This window comes from uncultured Flavobacterium sp., assembly GCF_963925415.1.
Lineage (GTDB): Bacteria > Bacteroidota > Bacteroidia > Flavobacteriales > Flavobacteriaceae > Flavobacterium.
Map to the genome: position 1 here is coordinate 1 of NZ_CAWUTS010000109.1, position 19,511 is coordinate 19,511.

Here is a 19,511-nt window from a genome sequence, read left to right on the forward strand (position 1 = left end):
CATAAATCTGAATTCCTTCGTCTGTACAGTCTTGTGCTTTCTCAGAAACCGAAACTTTGAGGATAGAACACTCAATAGCAAATTCTTCTACTCCTTTGAGTTCTGCTTCTTGATGTGATAATCCTTGTTCAAGTAATTGTGCTATTTTTTCTTCGATATCAAAAGCTGCTCGATAACTAGCCGATTCACTTACATATGTATTTGTTGCCATTATGGCAAGCTTTTGCTGTATAGCACCAAACTGGGCTATTGGAGTTTTAAATTGAACACGCTCTGTTGCGTATTGTGTCGCAAGAGTTGTAACTCTTCTTTGTGCTTCTAAACAGGCAGCAGCAAGCTTTATACGCCCTACGTTTAAGGCGTTCATACCAATCTTAAAGCCATCGCCACGACCAGCCAACATATCTTCAACAGGAACTTTTGTTTCGTTAAAAAACACTTGGCGAGTAGAAGAGGAGCGTATGCCTAATTTATGCTCTTCATCACCTAATGAAATTCCATTAGATAAATCATTTTCTACAATGAATCCTGTAATATTTTTGTCATTACCAATACGAGCAAAAACAATAAATAGCTGACAAAAACCTGCGTTTGAAATCCACATTTTTCCACCTGTAATGCTGTAATGAGTTTTGTCTGCTGACAAAACGGCTTTTGTTTTTCCTGAATTAGCATCAGAACCAGCTCCTGGCTCTGTTAAACAATAAGCACCAAACCATTCACCTGTTGCTAATTTGGGTACATATTTTTGTTTTTGTTCTTCTGTTCCATATAGTGTAATAGGCATTGTACCTATTCCGGTGTGCGCACCAAATGCAGTTGAAAACGAACCTGTAGCTCCCGATATATAGTCGCACACAAGCATGGTGTTTACAAACCCCATACCCATTCCTCCGTAAGCTTCTGGAACGGCAACGCCTAAATATCCAAGTTCACCTGCTTTACGCATAACTTCTTCGGTTAAGGCATAATCTTTCTTTTCAAATCTTTCTTTGTGAGGCCATAATTCTTTATCTACGAATTCGATAACCGAATCACGCATCATAATTTGTTCTTCCGAAAAATCTTCAGGAGTGAAGATATCTTCGCATTTTGTTTCTTTTACTAGGAATTGTCCTCCTCTGATGATGTCTGCCATTTTTTTGATTTTTAAGATGATAGATAATAGACGAATAGATGATAGACGAGACTATTATTTCTCAATAAATTATTTATTTAAAGTGTTTTGAAATGACATTGTTGCTTTTTGAAATTCTTCAATTTTGTTTTCAATGTTATTTGTTTGCTCAATTGTTATGTGTTTTCTATGATTTGCTAATATAATATGTGTTTGTAATTCAAATGATGATCCTAAAGAGATATCTAAAAAATGACTGAATGATTTATCTGTTCTGCTAGAACCTTCAGCTATATTTGAAGGCATAGATATACAACATCTATCCATTTGACTTTTTAAACCATATTTTTCAGAAATAGGAAAAGTATCGGTTATGTCTAAAACTATCTTAGATAAATCAATTTCCATTTGCCAAATTTTTAGCTTCTTGAAATTATGTCTTTTAAATTCACTCATTCTAAAGTCTATTATCTTTTGTCTTTATTTTAAAAACTCATAAATCCCCGCTGTTCCTTGACCCGTTCCTACACACATGGTAACCATACCATATTTAGCATTACCTCGTTTTCGCATTTCGTCAAATAATTGAACCGAAAGTTTTGCTCCTGTACAACCTAGTGGATGGCCTAAAGCAATTGCTCCTCCGTTTACATTCACTATTTCTGGATTTAAACCCAATTCGCGAATAACGGCTAAAGATTGCGATGCAAAAGCCTCGTTTAATTCAATTAAATCAATATCAGATTGTTTTAATCCTGCTTGTTTTAATACTTTTGGAATTGCTTTTACTGGGCCTATTCCCATAATTCGTGGTTCTACACCAGCTGATGCAAAGTTTACCAATCGTGCAATAGGTTCAAGGTTTAATTCTTTAACCATTTCTTCACTCATAATTAGTACAAATGCTGCACCATCACTCATTTGAGATGAGTTTCCGGCAGTTACACTTCCATCAGCTGCAAATACAGGACGTAATTTACCTAAAGCCTCTACAGTACTCCCAGCTCTTGGTCCTTCGTCTTTATTTACAACATATGAACGGGTTTCTTTTTTGCCATTTTCGTTTATAAAAGTTTCTTCCACGGTAATAGGAACTATTTGTGCATCAAATCTTCCTTCTGCTTGTGCTTTTAAAGCTTTCATATGCGATTTAAATGCAAATTCATCTTGGTCTTCACGAGAAACTTTAAACTGATTAGCAACGGCTTCAGCAGTTAATCCCATACCCCAATAATAATCTTCGTGACCAGCATTTGCTATTTTATAATCTGGTGTAGGTTTATATCCACCCATTGGAATATAGCTCATGCTTTCTGCACCACCAGCAATGATACAATTTGCCATTCCTGATTGTATTTTTGCTGTTGCCATTCCGATAGTTTCAATTCCAGATGCGCAGTATCTATTGACAGTTACTCCAGGTACATCTTCTACTTTTAGCCCCATCAACGAAATTAAACGTGCTACATTTAGTCCTTGTTCAGCTTCTGGCATTGCATTACCTACCATAACATCATCAATGCGCGTTTTATCAAAATCTGGCAATTCATTCATCATGTGTTCAATAGTTTCAGCTGCCAATTCATCTGGTCTTTTGAAACGAAATACTCCTTTAGGTGCTTTTCCTACTGCTGTTCTATATGCTTTTACTATATATGCTGTTTTCATATTTTCTTAGTTTCTTAACGGTTTCCCTTTAGTTAACATGTATTGTATTCTTTCTAAAGATTTTCTTTCACCAGTTAATGATAAAAAAGCTTCTCTTTCTAAATCTAACAAGTATTGCTCTGTCACCATTGTTGGTTCAGATAAATCTCCACCAGCCATTACATATGCTAGTTTGTTGGCTATTTTTTTATCGTGTTCTGAAATATATTTTCCAGCTTCCATACTATCTGTTCCAACTAAGAACATCCCTAAGGCTTGTTTTCCAAGAACTTTGATGTCTTTTCTTTTAGGTGCTTGTGTATAACCAATTTCGGCCATTTGTAAAGCTACTTGTTTAGCGGTTGCAATTTGACGATCTTTGTTTATCACTACAATATCTCTTCCTTTTTGTAACAGACCTAAATCAAAAGCTTCAAAAGCTGAAGTAGCTACTTTTGCCATACCTACAGTTAAAAAATATTCTTGTAAAACGTTTAATTCAACATCGTTTTTATGGAATGTATCAGCTGCTCTTAAAGCCATTTCTTTTGATCCACCACCACCGGGTATTACTCCAACACCAAATTCAACTAAGCCTATATAGGTTTCAGCAGCAACAATAGCTCTATCTGCATGCATTGTTAATTCGCAACCACCACCAAGAGTCATTCCGTGAGGAGCAGCAATTACTGGAATTGCAGAATAACGACAACGCATCATAGTATCCTGAAACATTTTGATCGCCATATTTAATTCGTCATACTCTTGTTCAACAGCCATCATGAAGATCATACCTAAATTGGCTCCAACAGAAAAATTGGGACCTTGATTTCCAATTACTAAACCATTATAATTTGTTTCCGCAATATCGATTGCTTTATTTATTCCTTGTAAAACACCAGCACCAATAGAATTCATTTTTGAAGTAAACTCTAAATTGATTATTCCATCACCTAAATCTGTAATGATTGAATCACTGTTGTTCCAAATTTTCTTGCTTTCGCGGATGTTGTTTAAGATAATAAACCCTTCTTGACCTGGTATTTTTTCTATTTTTTTATGAGTAATAGAGTAAAAGTATGTTGAGCCTTCTTTTACTTCATAAAAAGACGTTGTTCCAGAAGCTATCATTTCACTTACCCATGCAGCTGGTTTATATCCTTCAGATTGCATTAATTCAATACCTTTTTCAACACCAATTGCATCCCAAATTTCAAAGGGTCCATTTTCCCATCCAAAACCAGCTTTCATGGCGTCGTCAATTTTGTAAAAATCGTCTGTTATTTCTGGAATTCTATTGGAACAATATTGAAACATGGAAGCAAAATTCTTTCTGTAAAATTCTCCTGCTTTATCTTTTCCTTTTACTAAAATTTTAAATCGGTCAATTGGTTTGTCAATTGTTTTGGTAAGTTCTAAAGTTGCAAATGAGGCTTTTTTATTTGCTCTATATTCTAGGGTATTTAAATCTAGGGTACGTATTTCTTTTCCTTCTTTTTTGTAAAATCCTTGTCCTGTTTTGCTTCCCAACCATTTGTTTTCCATCATGGTATTTACAAATTCAGGAAGTTTAAATAATTCATGAGATTCGTCATTTGGACAGTTTTCATAAATTCCATTTGCTACATGTACTAAAGTGTCTAATCCAACGACATCTACAGTTCTAAAAGTTGCTGATTTTGGACGACCAATTACAGGGCCTGTTAATTTGTCAACTTCTTCAATGGTTAGTCCCATCTCTTTTACTTGATGAAATAAAGATTGAATTCCAAAGATTCCAATTCTATTTCCAATAAAGGCAGGAGTATCCTTTGCAATTACCGAAGTTTTTCCTAAGAATTTTTCACCATAACCTTTTAAGAAATCTAAAATGTCTTGGGATGTTTCTGGACCAGGTATAATTTCGAATAATTTTAAATATCGAGCAGGATTAAAAAAGTGCGTACCACAAAAATGCTTTTGAAAATCTTTGCTTCTTCCTTCGCTCATAAAGTGTATTGGAATTCCGGAAGTATTAGAAGTTATTAATGTGCCTGGTTTTCTAAATTTTTCAACTTGTTCAAAAACTAATTTTTTAATATCGAGTCGTTCTACAACAACTTCAATAATCCAATCAACATCAGCAATTTTTACCATATCATCTGTTGTATTGCCAGTTGATATTCTGTTTGCAAAACTTGGATGGTAAATTGGAGAAGGTTTTGATTTTAAAGCATTTGTTAAATGTTCGTTTACTAAACGATTTCGAACGAGTTTACTCTCTAGAGTAAGTCCCTTTTTTTGTTCTGTATCTGTTAACTCTCGGGGTACAATGTCTAATAATAAGACTTCTACACCAATATTGGCAAAATGGCATGCAATACCACTTCCCATAATACCTGAACCGATAACAGCAACTTTTTTAATATTACGTTTCATATTTTAACTATTATTATTTTTGTAATTCGCCTTCTAAGAATATTTTTTTATTAGAAATTAAATTGTTTATTATTTCAGATACTTCCATAAAGTGTTTCATTTTTTCATCAGAAACATGTCTTTTTATAGTTTCATTAAATTTTAAAACAGTCAATTTTGAAAGCTCTCTTTTGTCTTTTCCAAATGGGGTAAGATAAATTATAACACCTCTGCCATCTTCTGGATTTTTCTTTCTCAAAATCAAGCCTTTTTCTTCCATAGACTTTAACGTTCTAGTAAGACTTGTTGCTTCCATACCCATTTTAGGTCCTAATGCGGTTGATGGGGTGCCTTTATCCTTATCTATACTCAATAATGTAAAACCTGTTGACATGGTGCCATCATATTTTGCTGCTTCCTCATTATACATTCTTGAAACGGCTTGCCAAGTAGCTCTTAAAATATAATCTATAGTTTTTTCTTTCATTTTGTATATATCTTGACTCAAAGATAAAAAAAAATACTATGCACGCATAGTATTTTTGTAAAAATTTATAAAAAATAAATGTAAAAAATAATAATTATTTAATTTCGCTGTGAACAACTGCAATTACTGCACCTAAAATAGCCCCACAAAATAACATTAACCCTAAATCTAATAAAATTAAATTGTAGTTAGGCATTGTTGTTTGAGCTAATTGAAACAAATGTAGGTTTAAACCTACAAACAATGAAATAACAACAGCAGCTTTAGCACCTGCAACATAGGTTGTAATTTGAGCCCATTTACTAAAAATATAGGATACAAAAAAACCAAAGGATAAGCTTCCTAAGAAAATAAATAACAATGACATATTATTTTCTTCATTCATTGGAAAAGAATCTTTAAAAATAACTCCCCATAAAAGCCATCCTAACAAAAAGTTTGTAATACCGCCTGCTATTCCGCCTGTAATAAATTTTTTTGTATTCATAATTTATTGGTTTTTAATTGGTTAATGATATAAAAATAATAAAAAATTATGAATTGTTTAACGTTTTGTTTAAATATTATTAAAAAATAACTTACAAAAAAAAACTCCTTAATACAATTAAGGAGTTTTTTTTTGTTACGAATATATTTTATGGTATAAATCTTTATATATTTCTTTAATTATTTTTCGCTTTAATTTCATTGTAGGGGTTAAGTGCCCAGCTTCGATACTCCAAATGTCTGGAGTTAATTCAAAACGTTTTATTTTTTCCCAGTTTCCAAAGTTTGCATTTGAAGCATCTACTTCTTCTTGTATTCGTGAAATAACTTTTTCATTTGAAACAATTTCTTTATTGGTTGATCCTATTGCAATTTTTTTTCGAGAGCCCCATTCTTTTAAAAAATCAAAATTAGGTTGAATAAACGCTGCGGGCATTTTTTCACCATCTCCAATAACCATTATTTGATCAATAAAACGAGATTGTTTAAAGGTGTTTTCTAAAACTTGGGGAGCAATGTATTTTCCGCCAGATGTTTTAAACATTTCCTTCTTACGATCTGTAATTTTTAAGAAACCATCTTGATCTATTTCTCCTATATCTCCTGTATGGAAATATCCATCTTTAATAACGTCATTAGTTTGAGTTTCATCTTTGTAATAACCAATCATTACATTTGGTCCTTGGCAAAGTATTTCTCCATCTTCTGCAATTTTTACCTTAACTCCATCTATGACTTTTCCAACTGAGCCTACTCTAAAACCACCATTTCGCATGTCATTTACTGATATTACGGGTGATGTTTCTGTTAAACCATAGCCTTCCATAACCGGAATATTAGCAGCACAAAATACTTTTGATAATCTAGTTTGTAATGCAGCACTACCACATACTAATAATTCTAATTCTCCACCCAAGCCTTCTTGCCACTTAGAAAAAATTAATTTTCGAGCAATTTTAAGTTTAAATTCGTACCAAGCTCCATTTTCACCGTAGGGTTTGTAATCCATTCCTAAAGCTAAAGCCCAAAAGAATAATTTTTTCTTAATTCCTGTTAATGCATCACCTTTTGCATAAATTTTATCGTAAACTTTTTCTAAAAGTCTTGGCACAACAGACATAACATGTGGATGTACTTCTTTTAAATTGTCGCTAATTTTTTCAATGCTTTCAGCAAAGTAAATTGATATTCCATAATATTGATATAAATAAATCAGCATTCTTTCAAAAATATGGCATATTGGCAAAAAGCTCAATGCTCTTGTGTCACCAGCTCGTAAAGGTACTCTTACTGCACTCATCAATACATCTGACACAATGTTTTGGTGCGTAAGCATAACACCTTTAGGTCTTCCTGTAGTTCCTGATGTATAAATTATTGTAGCTAAATCAGTTGTAGCAATACTGTTTTTTCTTTCTTCAACAATATTTTGATTGTCTTTATCTTCGCCCAAAGTTAAAAGCTCTTTCCAGTTTTTACAGCCTTCGACTTCGTTAAACGAATATATTTCTTTTAAAGTTGGAACATTTTTGCGAATAGCATTAATTTTCTCAAACACTTCACTATCAGAAATAAAACAATAAATGGATTCTGAATGATTTAAAATATATTCATAATCTTCAGATGTTATAGTTGGATAAATTGGCACGTTTTGAGCTCCAGTTTGTAAAATTCCAATATCACAAATATGCCATTCTGTTCTATTACTTGAAGAAATTAAGGCAATTTTATCATCTTTGTTTACCCCAAGACGTACTAAAGATCTTGAAATAGCATTCGCTTTATCTAAATATTCTTCGGTGGATGTTTTAATCCAATCGTTTCCATATTTAGTAACTAATGAATCAGATAAATTATATTTTTCTAATTGATGATAGGGAAAGTCAAACAATCTTGTAATTGTATTCATAATTTTACATTTTTTTTACGACTGCAAAATAATAAAATAAAATTAAATTACCAATTTTTTGTGAATATGATAATACATTTATTTATTATTTAGAAACTTAGTTAGTTATTTTTTTAGTAGTATTATTTTTTTTCAATCCAATTTCGAGCATTTACAAAAGCCTCAATCCAAGGAGAAACACTATCTGTTCTATCTTTTGGATAGTGGGCCCAATTCCATGGAAAACTAGATCGCTCTATATGAGGCATCATAACTAAATGTCTTCCTGAAGCATCGCACATCATTGCAGTGTTGTAATCAGAACCGTTTGGGTTCGCTGGATATTTTTGATAGCCGTATTTTGCTACTATATGATATTGATCTTCGTTGTATGGTAAGTTAAACTTTCCTTCACCATGCGAGATCCATACCCCTAGTGTACTTCCTGCTAATGATTTTAGCATTACAGAATTATTTTCTTGAATTTTTACTGATGTAAATCCGCTTTCATGCTTGTGTGAATCATTATGCTTTAATTTTCCATGCACTTCATGATCGGGATTTATCAATTCTAATTCCATCATCAACTGACACCCATTGCAAATTCCTACCGAAAGTGTGTCGTCTCTTTTGAAAAAGTTTTTTAAGGCAGTATTAGCTTTTTCGTTGTATAAAAATGCTCCAGCCCAACCTTTAGCAGAACCTAAAACATCTGAATTAGAAAACCCTCCAACAGCTCCTATAAACTGAATGTCTTCAAGTGTTTCTCGTCCTGAAATTAAATCAGTCATGTGAACGTCTTTGACATCAAAACCTGCTATATGCATAGCATTTGCCATTTCACGTTCAGAGTTGCTTCCTTTTTCTCGAATTATAGCGGCTTTTGGTCTTGGTTTATTTTCGTTTATACGAGGTGCAAGTCCTGTAAAATGTTTTGGAAATTTATAAGCTAAAGCTTGATCATCAAAATTGTTAAATCGTTCTTGTGCTTTATTGTTTTGTGTTTGTTTTTGATCTAATAAAAACGAGGTTTCAAACCATTTTTTTCGATAATAAGAAATTTGTAATTTGAAATCGGAAATTTCTAAAACATCCGAATTAGTTGTGTTTCCTATTTTATAAAACTCTAATCCTTCAAATGCCTGTTCAAAAACAGCATCATTTTTTGCTTGTAATACGAGACCTATATTTTCAGAAAATAATATTTTTACTAAATCTTTTTCGGCAAAAGCATCAAATGAAATTGAAGCACCTAAATTCAAATCTGAAAAGCACATTTCTAATAAAGTGGTAATTAAACCACCACTTCCTATATCATGTCCTGCAACGATTTGGTTGTCTTTTATTAATTCTTGAATGGTATTAAATGCCTTTTTAAAAAATGTTGCATTTGTAATAGTTGGAACATCAACTCCTATTTTGTTTAACGTTTGAGCAAATGAGCTTCCGCCTAATTTATATAAATCTTGAGACAAGTTGATGTAATAAATTGATCCGCCATCTTTTTGAAGAACAGGTTCAACGACTTGGGTAATATTGTTGCAATTTCCTGCTGCAGAAATAATTACTGTTCCAGGTGCTATAACTTCGTCATTTGGATATTTTTGTTTCATGGAAAGGGAGTCTTTACCTGTTGGGATATTGATTCCTAATTCAATTGCAAAAACAGAACAGGCTTCTACGGCTTCATATAGTCGAGCATCTTCTCCTTTATTTTTGCAAGCCCACATCCAGTTAGCTGATAAAGAAACGCTTTTTAAATTGTCTTTTAAAGGTGCAAATACTATATTAGATAAAGCTTCTCCAATAGCAGTTCTGCTTCCTGCAGCTGGATTTATCAATGCAGAAATAGGCGAGTGGCCTATTGAAGTTGCAACGCCTTCTTTTCCGTTATAATCTAATGCCATTACCCCTACGTTGTTTAAGGGCAATTGCAAAGGACCTGCACATTGTTGTTTGGCAACTTTACCGCCTACACAACGATCCACTTTATTTGTTAGCCAATCTTTACATGCTACTGCTTCTAGTTTAAACAGTGATTCAATATAGCTTGGTATTTTTTCTTGATTGTATATTAAATCGGCATATTTTCTTGGAACTGTAATATCGTTCATTATTGTTTTTGGAGAGCTTCCAAACATATCTTCTAATGCAAAATCCATAGGTTTAGCACCTGTCGATTTACTTTCAAAAGTAAATCTATGGTTATCTGTTACATCGCCCACTTGATACATAGGCGAACGTTCTCTGTCTGCAATTTTTTGTAACGTATCAATATCTTTTTTACCAATAACTAATCCCATACGTTCTTGAGACTCATTTCCAATAATTTCTTTTGCAGAAAGTGTTGGGTCACCTACAGGTAATTTATCTAAATCGATTAAACCTCCTGTTTCTTCAACCAGTTCTGATAAACAATTTAAATGTCCACCAGCCCCATGGTCATGAATAGAAACGATTGGGTTTGTTTCGCTTTCTATTAAACCTCGTATGGCATTTGCAACTCGTTTTTGCATTTCAGGATTTGATCGTTGAATGGCATTTAGTTCAATTCCATTTCCAAAAGCCCCTGTGTCTGCAGACGAAACAGCTGCTCCACCCATACCAATTCTGTAGTTTTCACCTCCTAAAATTACTATTTTGTCACCAGCAACCGGTTTTTCTTTTTGAGCTTGAGTTGCTTTTCCATAACCAATTCCACCGGCTTGCATGATTACTTTGTCGTAACCAAGTTTGCGATTTTCTTCTTCATGTTCAAAAGTTAATATAGAACCCGTAATTAAAGGTTGTCCAAATTTATTTCCAAAATCAGAGGCACCGTTTGAAGCTTTAATTAAAATATCCATGGGAGTTTGATACAACCATGTTCTTTCGGCCATAGCACTTTCATGTGCTCTGTCATTGGATAAACGCGAATATGAAGTCATGTAAACAGCAGTTCCTGCTAAAGGTAAAGAACCTTGCCCTCCAGCTAGTCTATCTCTAATTTCACCTCCAGAACCTGTAGCGGCACCATTAAAAGGTTCAACGGTTGTAGGAAAGTTATGTGTTTCTGCTTTCAATGAAATTACAGATTCAAAAGACGATTTCTGATAAAAATCTGGTTTGTCGGCACTTTTTGGAGCAAACTGTTCTACAACAGGTCCTTTAATAAAGGCTACATTGTCTTTATATGCTGAAACAATATCATTTGGATATTCGGCAGATGTTTTTTTAATTAATTTAAATAAAGAGGTTTCTTTTTCAATTCCGTCAATAATAAAAGTTCCGTTAAAAATTTTATGGCGGCAGTGTTCTGAATTGGCTTGTGAAAAACCAAAAACTTCAGAATCGGTAAGTTTTCTATTTATTTTTAAGGCTAAATTAGAAAGATATACAACTTCTTCATCATTTAAAGCCAGGCCTTCTTGCTTGTTAAAAGCTGCAATATCATCAATTTCTAGTATAGGTTCAGGTTCAATATTTATATCAAAAATAGTTTGGTTTAATTCTGAATATTTTTGCAAAAGCATAGGGTCAAAATCCGAAAATTTATCAGTAGATTTTATAAACTCTTCAATTCTATTGATGTGTTCAATACCCATATTTTGAGTAATTTCAACAGCATTAGTACTCCATGGAGTTATCATTGCAGCTCTGGGGCCAACAAAAAAATCCGACAGAACGGATTTTTCAATTTTATGTGAGTCGCCAAATAACCAATTTAATTTTGAAATAGTTTCTGCTGAAAGATCTTTTTGCGTGTGTACGGCAAATATAGTAGCACTTTCGCTTCCGAAGAAATGAATCATTGTATGGATGTTTAGTTGTTGTGCAAATTTATTTTAAAATAAACTTATTTCAAAACTAAAACAATAAAGTTAGTAACAAAAAAGCAAGATATTTGTTAATGTAAAAAAATTAATCAAAAACAATAAAATTATAAGCTCCTAAATCAGGGTTAGTATTGGAGTTAGCTGCTCTGGTTTTATTTAAAATATCATTAAAATTAGGTTCTAAATTTAACCCTTGGTTTATAGCAGCAGAATTTTCGCCAATAATTAATTTATTATTATTTGTTTCAAAAAAATTGGGTTGGTTGAGTAGCGAAGTAGAAGCAATTAAGCAGTTTTCAAAAAGAGTGTTGTTGCTAAAATCATATAATTCATTTCCAACAAATTGGCTGTTAGGGTCTATAAACTTTATCAAGCAATTGCTGTATTTGAAATTAAAGCTGTTGCCTAATGCTTTGTGTGAAATTCCTATACTACTAGAGCCATACATAATGCAATTGATAAAATTTGCTTGAGTTAATGCTTCTACCAAAACACCTTCAGAAGTTTCAAGATTGTCATTTAACAGAACACACGTTTGGTTTGGATTGCCCCAATAATTGGCAAAAGTGCAATGTGTAAATTCATAAAAACCTCCCAAAGTACAAGCTAAACCAGCCTCTCCACAATTATTGGTAACTACATTTTTACCAGTAATATTACCCGTTCTGGCTAAAATACCAACATTGGAGCAATTATAAATTTGTGTATTTTTAAGAGTAAGAGATGGAGTAGTAGTTCCATCATTTCCAGAAATTAATAAACCTACGCTGGCATTTTTTAGTGTTAAATTTTTAATTGTATTAGCCGTACTTCCTTGAGTAAACCATATGGTGCCCCATTGCCCTGGCACTTCAGAAAAATCAGGTTCTAAACGATCACCTTCAAATATAACTTCGTTTTCTAAGGCATCTGTAGTTGAAAAATCACCGTTAACTTGAAGTGAGGCATTGTTTGCAACAATTAAACCCGATTCGGCATGAAAATGAACCCGAGCACCAGCATTTACTGTTAAAGTTTTATTGGGCGGAACGGCAGCATACCCATAAACAACATAAGGTTTTGTGTTATTCCATATTAATTCGTTGCCATTTATTGGGTCGTTTTCGTCGAGGTAAAAACCATATATTTCATCATCGCCAATGGGTAAAGTTTCAGTAGATCCATTGCTGAATTTTTTTGGATATAAAAAAAACGCATCTTGTATTAAAGTTACCAATTCTACTTTTTGAAGATTTGTTCCATTGCCAAACTCAATATAATCTGTATATAAAAAATCAGTAGGGTTAGCAAGTGCTACATCAGTAGTAACTTCAATAAAAACAAACATACTGTCTTTTGCCAGCATTTCTATATTTGTAAATTCATTTCCCGAAATTCCGTCAACCATTAGCCTATATTTTGAAGCCTGTCCTTTATGCAGTCGAATGCTTGGTATCGAAATATTTTTTGAACTGGTGTTATATACTTTTAAGGAATACGTACTGGAACCAATGTTGGTAAAAACAGTGTCTAAATAAACAGTATCTTTAGAAAACAATAAGCCACCATTACTGGTTTCAAAGTCAAAATCGTTTCTGCACGAAGAAAAAAAAGCAATTAATATTATAAAAAAGATTCCAATATAATGACGCATGTGTATATATAATTTATGTAAAAGTAATTATTAATTTGAACTTGATTTTTATGAAAACGTAAAATAAATAAATTTAGTCTCAATTTGCAATCAATTCTGAAAAAGATTAAGCTACAAAAAATAAAAAAGAGTAATTTTGTAAAAAAAAATGTTTGATAAAGATAAAATGCTTCAATTGTGTAATGATTGGTCAAAAAACACACTAATGGAAACGTTAGAAATTGAATATATTGATGCGGGAGAAGATTTTTTAACGGCAAAAATGCCGGTTAACTCTCGAGTGCACCAACCAATGGGTCTGTTGCATGGTGGTGCAAGTGTTGCTTTAGCTGAAAGTGTAGGTAGTGCAGCATCTATTATGTTTATAAATCCCGAAAAATCGGAAGTTAGAGGAATTGAAATTTCTGCAAACCATTTAAGAGCAAAACGTGATGGAGTAGTTTTTTGTACCGCAAAAATTGTGCATAAAGGCAGAAGCATTCATTTATGGGAAATTAAAATTACAGATGAGAATGATAAATTAGTTTGTTTGTGTAAATTAACAAATATGATTTTACCAAGAAAAGAAAGATAAAATGAAAATTTTTGAAGAAGCAAAAAAACAACTGCAGTTAAATTTGCCTTTTGTTTTATATGCAAAACCCAATGAAAACAAACTGAATGCAATTTTTCAAGAAGATGATTTAGTTCATAATTTTGTCGATCAATCAGGATTTGTATTTGTTTCTTTTGATAAAAAAGAACAAATAGTTTTACCCTTAGATGCATCTAAATTTTTAATAGAAAATATTTTTTTTGATGATAATTTTGATTCAGAAATGATCAAGATTAATTATGTAAATGAAGAAAAAATAAAGTTTAAAAACTTGGTAAATGCTTCTATTGAAGTTATAAAAAAAGGTGCGTTTGATAAGTTAGTAGTTTCAAGAAAAATTGATTTTACAGAGCAAGTAAATGTATTTATTACGTTTCAAAATCTAATTAAATCATATGAAACTGCTTTTCGATATGTATTTTTTCATCCAAAAGTAGGTCTGTGGATGGGGGCAACTCCTGAGCTATTGATAAAAACTAATGATAATTTATTTGAAACCGTTTCATTAGCCGGAACAAAATTATTTTCTAACGATGATAATTGGACTCCTAAAGAAATTCAAGAACAACAATTTGTTACAGATTATATCGTTTCAAACATTAAGTCTTATGCTTCAAATGTTGAGGTGTCAAAACCTAAAAATGTTCAAGCTGGTAAATTATCACACATTAAAACCATTATATCAGGACAGCTAACTAAGGGCAACAGGATGGATTTAATTAATATTTTGCATCCTACACCTGCAATTTGTGGATTACCTAAAGAAGCTGCTTTTAATTTTATTGTAAAAAACGAGCACTATAATCGAAAGTTTTATGCAGGTTTTTTAGGCGAATGGAATTTAAATTTAGAAACCAATTTATTTGTTAACTTGCGTTGTATGGAGCTTGGGAAAATAAATTCAATTTATGTAGGTTGTGGCATTACAAAAGACAGCACAGCTGAAAAAGAATTTATAGAAACTGAAAACAAATCTCAAACCATGCAAAACATAATAAATCTTCAAACATGAAATTAGATATATTAGCCTTTGGGGCTCATCCAGATGATGTTGAAATAAGCGCATCGGGTACTATTGCAAAAGAAATTTCTTTAGGTAAAAAAGTTGGAATTATAGATTTGACTCGTGGAGAATTAGGATCTAGAGGTTCTGCTGAAATACGCGATGCAGAAGCCCAAAAAGCAGCCGCTATTTTAGGGCTTTCTGTTCGCAAAAATTTAGAATTTAGAGATGGTTTTTTTGTTAATGATGAAGCACATCAACTAGAAATTATTAAAATGATTCGCAAATACAAACCCGAAATTGTTTTATGCAACGCTATTGATGACCGGCATATTGACCATGGAAAAGGAAGTAAGCTGGTAAGTGATGCCTGTTTTTTATCAGGATTGCTTAAAATAGAAACCCATCTTGAGGGTCAAAAACAAGAACATTGGCGACCAAAACAAGTATATCACTATATTCAATGGAACACTATTGAGCCCGATTTTGTAGTAGATATTACAGGGTTTATAGATGTAAAAGTAGCATCTATTTTAGCCTATACGACTCAGTTTTATGATCCAAATTCAAAAGAACCCGCAACACCTATTACGTCAAAAGCCTTTTTAGATTCATTTTCATTTCGTTCACAAGACTTGGGCAGACTTGTTGGAGTAGATTATGCCGAAGGATTTACTGTTGAAAGGTATGTGGCAGTCAATAGCTTAAGCGATTTGAAGTAAAATAGTTGTTTTTTTATTTGTAAAATAAAAGAATTGCAATATATTTGCACTCACAAAAATAAATGGTGATTGTAGCTCAGTTGGTTAGAGCATCGGTTTGTGGTACCGAGGGTCGCCGGTTCGAACCCGGTCATTCACCCTTCTTTTAAAGCTTCTAGGAAACTAGGGGCTTTTTTTTTGATGAGTTTATGTTATTCTCCGTTTTTATCGGCAACAATTCGTTTTTCTCTGTTGGCTATTTCCCAAGCATCTGCAAAAGCTAATTGAGCTCTTTTTACCAATCGATACTAACCGATAGTGCGGAAATTTTTTTCGTGCCCTCAAACAAAAACCACATTGTAAAAGTTGTGGTTTTTTTGTTAAATTTGAAAATCTTAACCATGTTAACAAAACATATAGCAATTAGTACATAGATGCTTTTTTTGTAAAAATAAAAACTACAAATGTGATCATTTGTAGTTTTTATTTTTTTTTGATGGGTTTATGTTATTCTCCGTTTTTATCGGCAACAATTCGTTTTTCTCTGTTGGCTATTTCCCAAGCATCTGCAAAAGCTAATTGAGCTCTTTTTGCCATCATAACATAGTTAATTTTGTCTGGAGTATCCGATGGTTTATGATAATCGGCATGAACACCGTTAAAAAAGAAAATAGCAGGAACACCATTTTTAGCAAAATTATAATGGTCAGAACGAAAATAAATGCGTTCAGGATCATTACGATCGTTAAATTTGTAATCTAATGTTAAACCAATGTATTTGCTGTTCATTTCCTCATTGATTTGATGCAGCTCTGTACTCAATCGGTCAGAACCTATTACATAAATATAATTTGGATTATCTGTGTGTAAAGAATCTACGCGACCTATCATGTCGATATTGATGTCTACTACAGTATTTTTTAATGGAAACAAGGGGTTTTCTGAATAAAAACGAGAACCATGTAATCCTTTTTCTTCAGCTGTTACATGTAAAAATAAAATGGAACGTTTGGGACCGTTTCCGTCTTTTTTTGCTGTGGCAAAAGCCTGTGCGATTTCCAACAGCGACACCGTTCCAGAACCGTCGTCATCTGCACCGTTGTATATTTCATCGTTTTTGGTTCCTACATGATCGTAATGGGCAGAAATAACAACAATTTCTTCGGGGTATTCGCTTCCTGGTATAAAGGCCCAAATGTTTTCAGAATCTACTCCTTTATTACCAAATTTTCGGGTCATAAATTCACCCGGAATTTTTTGATAAAAATCAGCAGCACCAGTTGGATAGCCTATGCCCATACTTTTGTATTGGTTTATCAAATATTCACCTGCTTTTTTTTGACCTTCAGATCCAGTATCTCTACCAGCCATTTCGTCACCAGCAACAATATAAAGATGCTTACTCAAATCATCTGTATCTATAACATTTAAATAGTTTGACAAATCGTTGGATTTTTTAACCGCTGTAGAAGTTTTAACCGTGCTGCAGCTCCAAGTTGCTAGAGCAACAACGCCCCATAGTAGAAATCGTTTATGTATCATTCGTTTTGTTTGTTTATTTTTTCAAAAATAAGAAAATTTTAATTAACAACTTATAATAATTTAATATTGATTCAAAAGCCTTATTTTTGCTTTATTTAATAGCAATATCCATGTTTAAACTAAAACTTCCTACAGACCCCAGATGGGCCAAAATTGCGGAATCTAATATAGAAGAAGTATTAACCGACCATGCATGGTGTGAACAAAAAGCGGCTACAAATTGCATTTCCTTAATAACTATGTTGCCCGAGTACACTCATATTATTACCGAATTGATAAAAATTGCTCAAGAAGAATTGGAGCACTTTGAACAAGTACACAACATCATCAAGTCAAAAGGATGGGTTTTGGGGCGCGAACGAAAAGATCATTATGTAAACGAGTTGTATCAATTTATAAAAAAGGGCGGAAGCAGACAAAGTCATTTGGTTGAACGTTTGTTGTTTTCGGCCATGATAGAAGCCCGAAGTTGTGAGCGATTTAAAGTTTTGTCTGATACTATAGATGACCAAGCAATGGCCAAATTTTATAGAGACCTTATGATTAGCGAAGCAAATCATTATACTATTTTTATTGGCTTTGCTCAAGAAATAGGAGCCGGTATGGATGTCAAAAAGCGCTGGGAAGAATGGTTGGCTTATGAAGCCGAAATTATTAAGAGCTATGGAAACTCAGAAGCTATACACGGATAATTACCACTTAGGTTTATTTTTTTCTTCAATCCATTTGCTCATATACATGGTGCTTTTTAGGGTGTGATGCTGTATCAATTGTCCCATAAAGTTTTGTGCTCTGTGGTTTTCTAAATTTACCCATACAGCTTCCAGTTTTTCAACAAATTGTGTTTCAAAAAGGGTTTTATTAAATTTGGTATTTATAATTTTAATTCCGTTTGTTTGAGCTTGTTTCCATAGCGCTTCATCATTATAAAGAGAAACAGCTTGAGAAGCAAATAGGGCAGGATCATTGGTTATACACCCGTTCCAGTTCATGTCATCGTGCATGGCCTCTGCACCTGTAGTTGAAGTTAGGCTTGGAGTACCAAAAAGCATAGATTGCAGTAGTTTTCCTTTTATTCCGGCACCAAATGGAATAGGAGCGAGTAAAACCCTGTGTTTTTTAAAGGTTTCAGCACTGTTTTCGGCCCTACCTTTAACAATAAACCCTTCATGCACATTGTGCAGTTGCTTGGCTTTTTCGGGCATATAAGCACCATAAATATGCAATTCAGCTTTAGGCATTTGCTTTTTGATTAAGGGCCAAAAAGTATTTTTTAATTGCAACACCGTTTCCCAATTGGGTTTGTGGTAAAAATTTCCGATAGAAAAAAAATGTTCACGAGCTTCAAATTTGGGGTAGGCAGCAATGTGTTCTTCATCAACAGCATCATAGATCATGGGTATGTAATGCAACAGCTCTTTTGCAATTAAAAAGGTATTTGTTAACAAATCCATTTCATATGTAGATATCATTAAAGTTAAATCGCACCTGTATACAGATGCAATTTCGCGCTTGGCGGTATCGTTTTGCAAATTTTGCAAACTTAGCTTGCTGTTTTTTTTATAGCACTCGTGTCGGGCTTCTCTTAAAAAATGCAAGTCTTCAGAATCTAACATGCGCAACGCATCGGGGCAGTTAAGCATAACGCGCCAGCCAAATTGCTCTTCGGTCATAAACCGATCAAAAAGCACCATGTGAGGGTTTTGATCTTTTATAAATGCATCAAATGAATTGTGGTTCAATTCTATAAGCGCCGATTCAATACCCAATGCATCTAAATTACAGGAATAAATTGATTTTGAAGCACTACACGCAAAAGTGATTTGATATTTTATTTGTTTAAAAATAGCGATCAGTTGCATCATGCGTTGACCAGCAGCTGTTGAATGAGGTTCTGGCCAAACCGAACCTATAATTACAATTTTTTTCATAAATTTAAGAATGAGTCAAAGGTATAAAAATATGATTTTGAATGAGATAAGAAAGGCTTAAAAAAATAATTTAAATTATATGTCAAATCGTTTGTAAAAATAAAAAATGATACTATATTTGCACTCGCATTACCAAAGTAGTGTATGTAATGGAGAAATGGCAGAGCGGTCGAATGCGGCAGTCTTGAAAACTGTTGACTGTAACAGGTCCGGGGGTACGAATCCCTCTTTCTCCGCGAAAAGCCCCTCACAAAGGGGCTTTTTACATT

15 protein-coding genes and 2 tRNA genes are annotated in these 19,511 nt (G+C 33.2%); 6 read left to right on the forward strand and 11 right to left on the reverse strand.

The features are described from left to right. The 9 genes from AABM47_RS08740 to AABM47_RS08780 form a co-directional block, all read right to left on the reverse strand. Positions 1-1,138 (reverse strand): acyl-CoA dehydrogenase family protein (locus AABM47_RS08740; RefSeq protein WP_338410543.1); only part of this gene is annotated, 1,138 nt, incomplete at its 3' end. A gap of 69 nt (positions 1,139-1,207) precedes the next feature. Next, positions 1,208-1,573, reverse strand: coding sequence for a four helix bundle protein (locus AABM47_RS08745; RefSeq protein WP_338410544.1), 366 nt, complete (start codon positions 1,571-1,573; stop codon positions 1,208-1,210). Between the two features lie 24 nt (positions 1,574-1,597). Continuing rightward, positions 1,598-2,785: an acetyl-CoA C-acyltransferase gene (locus AABM47_RS08750; RefSeq protein ID WP_338410545.1), complete on the reverse strand. Its 1,188-nt coding sequence runs from the start codon at positions 2,783-2,785 to the stop codon at positions 1,598-1,600. A gap of 6 nt (positions 2,786-2,791) precedes the next feature. Further along, positions 2,792-5,182, reverse strand: coding sequence for a 3-hydroxyacyl-CoA dehydrogenase NAD-binding domain-containing protein (locus tag AABM47_RS08755; RefSeq protein ID WP_338410546.1), 2,391 nt, complete (start codon positions 5,180-5,182; stop codon positions 2,792-2,794). Between the two features lie 13 nt (positions 5,183-5,195). After that, positions 5,196-5,648, reverse strand: coding sequence for a MarR family transcriptional regulator (locus tag AABM47_RS08760; RefSeq protein ID WP_338410547.1), 453 nt, complete (start codon positions 5,646-5,648; stop codon positions 5,196-5,198). Between the two features lie 94 nt (positions 5,649-5,742). Then, positions 5,743-6,135, reverse strand: coding sequence for a hypothetical protein (locus tag AABM47_RS08765; RefSeq protein WP_338410548.1), 393 nt, complete (start codon positions 6,133-6,135; stop codon positions 5,743-5,745). Between the two features lie 135 nt (positions 6,136-6,270). Next, the gene (locus AABM47_RS08770; RefSeq protein WP_338410549.1) at positions 6,271-8,043 is read right to left on the reverse strand and encodes an AMP-dependent synthetase/ligase; all 1,773 of its coding nucleotides are present in this window, start codon (positions 8,041-8,043) and stop codon (positions 6,271-6,273) included. 122 nt (positions 8,044-8,165) lie between these two features. Further along, on the reverse strand, positions 8,166-11,813 hold the full coding sequence (gene purL / locus AABM47_RS08775) for a phosphoribosylformylglycinamidine synthase (RefSeq protein ID WP_338410550.1): 3,648 nt from the start codon (positions 11,811-11,813) through the stop codon (positions 8,166-8,168). A gap of 109 nt (positions 11,814-11,922) precedes the next feature. Continuing rightward, on the reverse strand, positions 11,923-13,470 hold the full coding sequence (locus AABM47_RS08780; RefSeq protein ID WP_338410551.1) for a hypothetical protein: 1,548 nt from the start codon (positions 13,468-13,470) through the stop codon (positions 11,923-11,925). A 148-nt stretch (positions 13,471-13,618) separates the two neighbouring features. On the opposite strand from AABM47_RS08780, the gene AABM47_RS08785 reads away from it, so the two are divergent. The 4 genes from AABM47_RS08785 (at position 13,619) to AABM47_RS08800 (ending at position 15,930) form a co-directional block, all read left to right on the forward strand. After that, on the forward strand, positions 13,619-14,044 hold the full coding sequence (locus AABM47_RS08785) for a PaaI family thioesterase (protein WP_338410552.1): 426 nt from the start codon (positions 13,619-13,621) through the stop codon (positions 14,042-14,044). Between the two features lies 1 nt (position 14,045). After that, a complete protein-coding gene (locus AABM47_RS08790; protein WP_338410553.1) occupies positions 14,046-15,077 on the forward strand; it encodes an isochorismate synthase in 1,032 nt (343 codons plus the stop codon). Next, the gene (gene bshB1, locus AABM47_RS08795; protein ID WP_338410554.1) at positions 15,074-15,790 is read left to right on the forward strand and encodes a bacillithiol biosynthesis deacetylase BshB1; all 717 of its coding nucleotides are present in this window, start codon (positions 15,074-15,076) and stop codon (positions 15,788-15,790) included. Before AABM47_RS08790 ends, bshB1 begins: the two co-directional genes overlap by 4 nt. Before the next feature lie 64 nt (positions 15,791-15,854). After that, positions 15,855-15,930: transfer RNA gene (locus AABM47_RS08800), tRNA-His, on the forward strand. A gap of 346 nt (positions 15,931-16,276) precedes the next feature. Here AABM47_RS08800 and AABM47_RS08805 read toward each other — a convergent pair. Continuing rightward, on the reverse strand, positions 16,277-17,311 hold the full coding sequence (locus AABM47_RS08805; protein WP_338410555.1) for a M28 family metallopeptidase: 1,035 nt from the start codon (positions 17,309-17,311) through the stop codon (positions 16,277-16,279). A 110-nt stretch (positions 17,312-17,421) separates the two neighbouring features. On the opposite strand from AABM47_RS08805, the gene AABM47_RS08810 reads away from it, so the two are divergent. After that, entirely contained in the window at positions 17,422-18,003 is a 582-nt protein-coding gene (locus tag AABM47_RS08810) for a tRNA-(ms[2]io[6]A)-hydroxylase (protein ID WP_338410556.1), read from the forward strand. On the opposite strand, the gene AABM47_RS08815 is transcribed toward AABM47_RS08810, so the two are convergent. Beyond that, positions 18,004-19,242: a glycosyltransferase gene (locus AABM47_RS08815; RefSeq protein WP_338410557.1), complete on the reverse strand. Its 1,239-nt coding sequence runs from the start codon at positions 19,240-19,242 to the stop codon at positions 18,004-18,006. It abuts the gene before it with no gap. A 151-nt stretch (positions 19,243-19,393) separates the two neighbouring features. On the opposite strand from AABM47_RS08815, the gene AABM47_RS08820 reads away from it, so the two are divergent. Further along, a tRNA-Ser gene (locus AABM47_RS08820) sits at positions 19,394-19,478 on the forward strand. Positions 19,479-19,511 lie beyond the last annotated feature (33 nt).

Coding starts and splice junctions, on each gene's coding strand:
- AABM47_RS08810 (WP_338410556.1), top strand. CDS start 17,422: ATGTTTAAACTAAAACTTCCTACAGACCCCAGATGGGCCAAAATTGCG.
- AABM47_RS08755 (WP_338410546.1), bottom strand. CDS start 5,182: ATGAAACGTAATATTAAAAAAGTTGCTGTTATCGGTTCAGGTATTATG.
- bshB1 (WP_338410554.1), top strand. CDS start 15,074: ATGAAATTAGATATATTAGCCTTTGGGGCTCATCCAGATGATGTTGAA.
- AABM47_RS08770 (WP_338410549.1), bottom strand. CDS start 8,043: ATGAATACAATTACAAGATTGTTTGACTTTCCCTATCATCAATTAGAA.
- AABM47_RS08785 (WP_338410552.1), top strand. CDS start 13,619: ATGTTTGATAAAGATAAAATGCTTCAATTGTGTAATGATTGGTCAAAA.
- AABM47_RS08745 (WP_338410544.1), bottom strand. CDS start 1,573: ATGAGTGAATTTAAAAGACATAATTTCAAGAAGCTAAAAATTTGGCAA.
- AABM47_RS08815 (WP_338410557.1), bottom strand. CDS start 19,242: ATGAAAAAAATTGTAATTATAGGTTCGGTTTGGCCAGAACCTCATTCA.
- AABM47_RS08765 (WP_338410548.1), bottom strand. CDS start 6,135: ATGAATACAAAAAAATTTATTACAGGCGGAATAGCAGGCGGTATTACA.
- AABM47_RS08780 (WP_338410551.1), bottom strand. CDS start 13,470: ATGCGTCATTATATTGGAATCTTTTTTATAATATTAATTGCTTTTTTT.
- purL (WP_338410550.1), bottom strand. CDS start 11,813: ATGATTCATTTCTTCGGAAGCGAAAGTGCTACTATATTTGCCGTACAC.
- AABM47_RS08750 (WP_338410545.1), bottom strand. CDS start 2,785: ATGAAAACAGCATATATAGTAAAAGCATATAGAACAGCAGTAGGAAAA.
- AABM47_RS08760 (WP_338410547.1), bottom strand. CDS start 5,648: ATGAAAGAAAAAACTATAGATTATATTTTAAGAGCTACTTGGCAAGCC.
- AABM47_RS08790 (WP_338410553.1), top strand. CDS start 14,046: ATGAAAATTTTTGAAGAAGCAAAAAAACAACTGCAGTTAAATTTGCCT.
- AABM47_RS08805 (WP_338410555.1), bottom strand. CDS start 17,311: ATGATACATAAACGATTTCTACTATGGGGCGTTGTTGCTCTAGCAACT.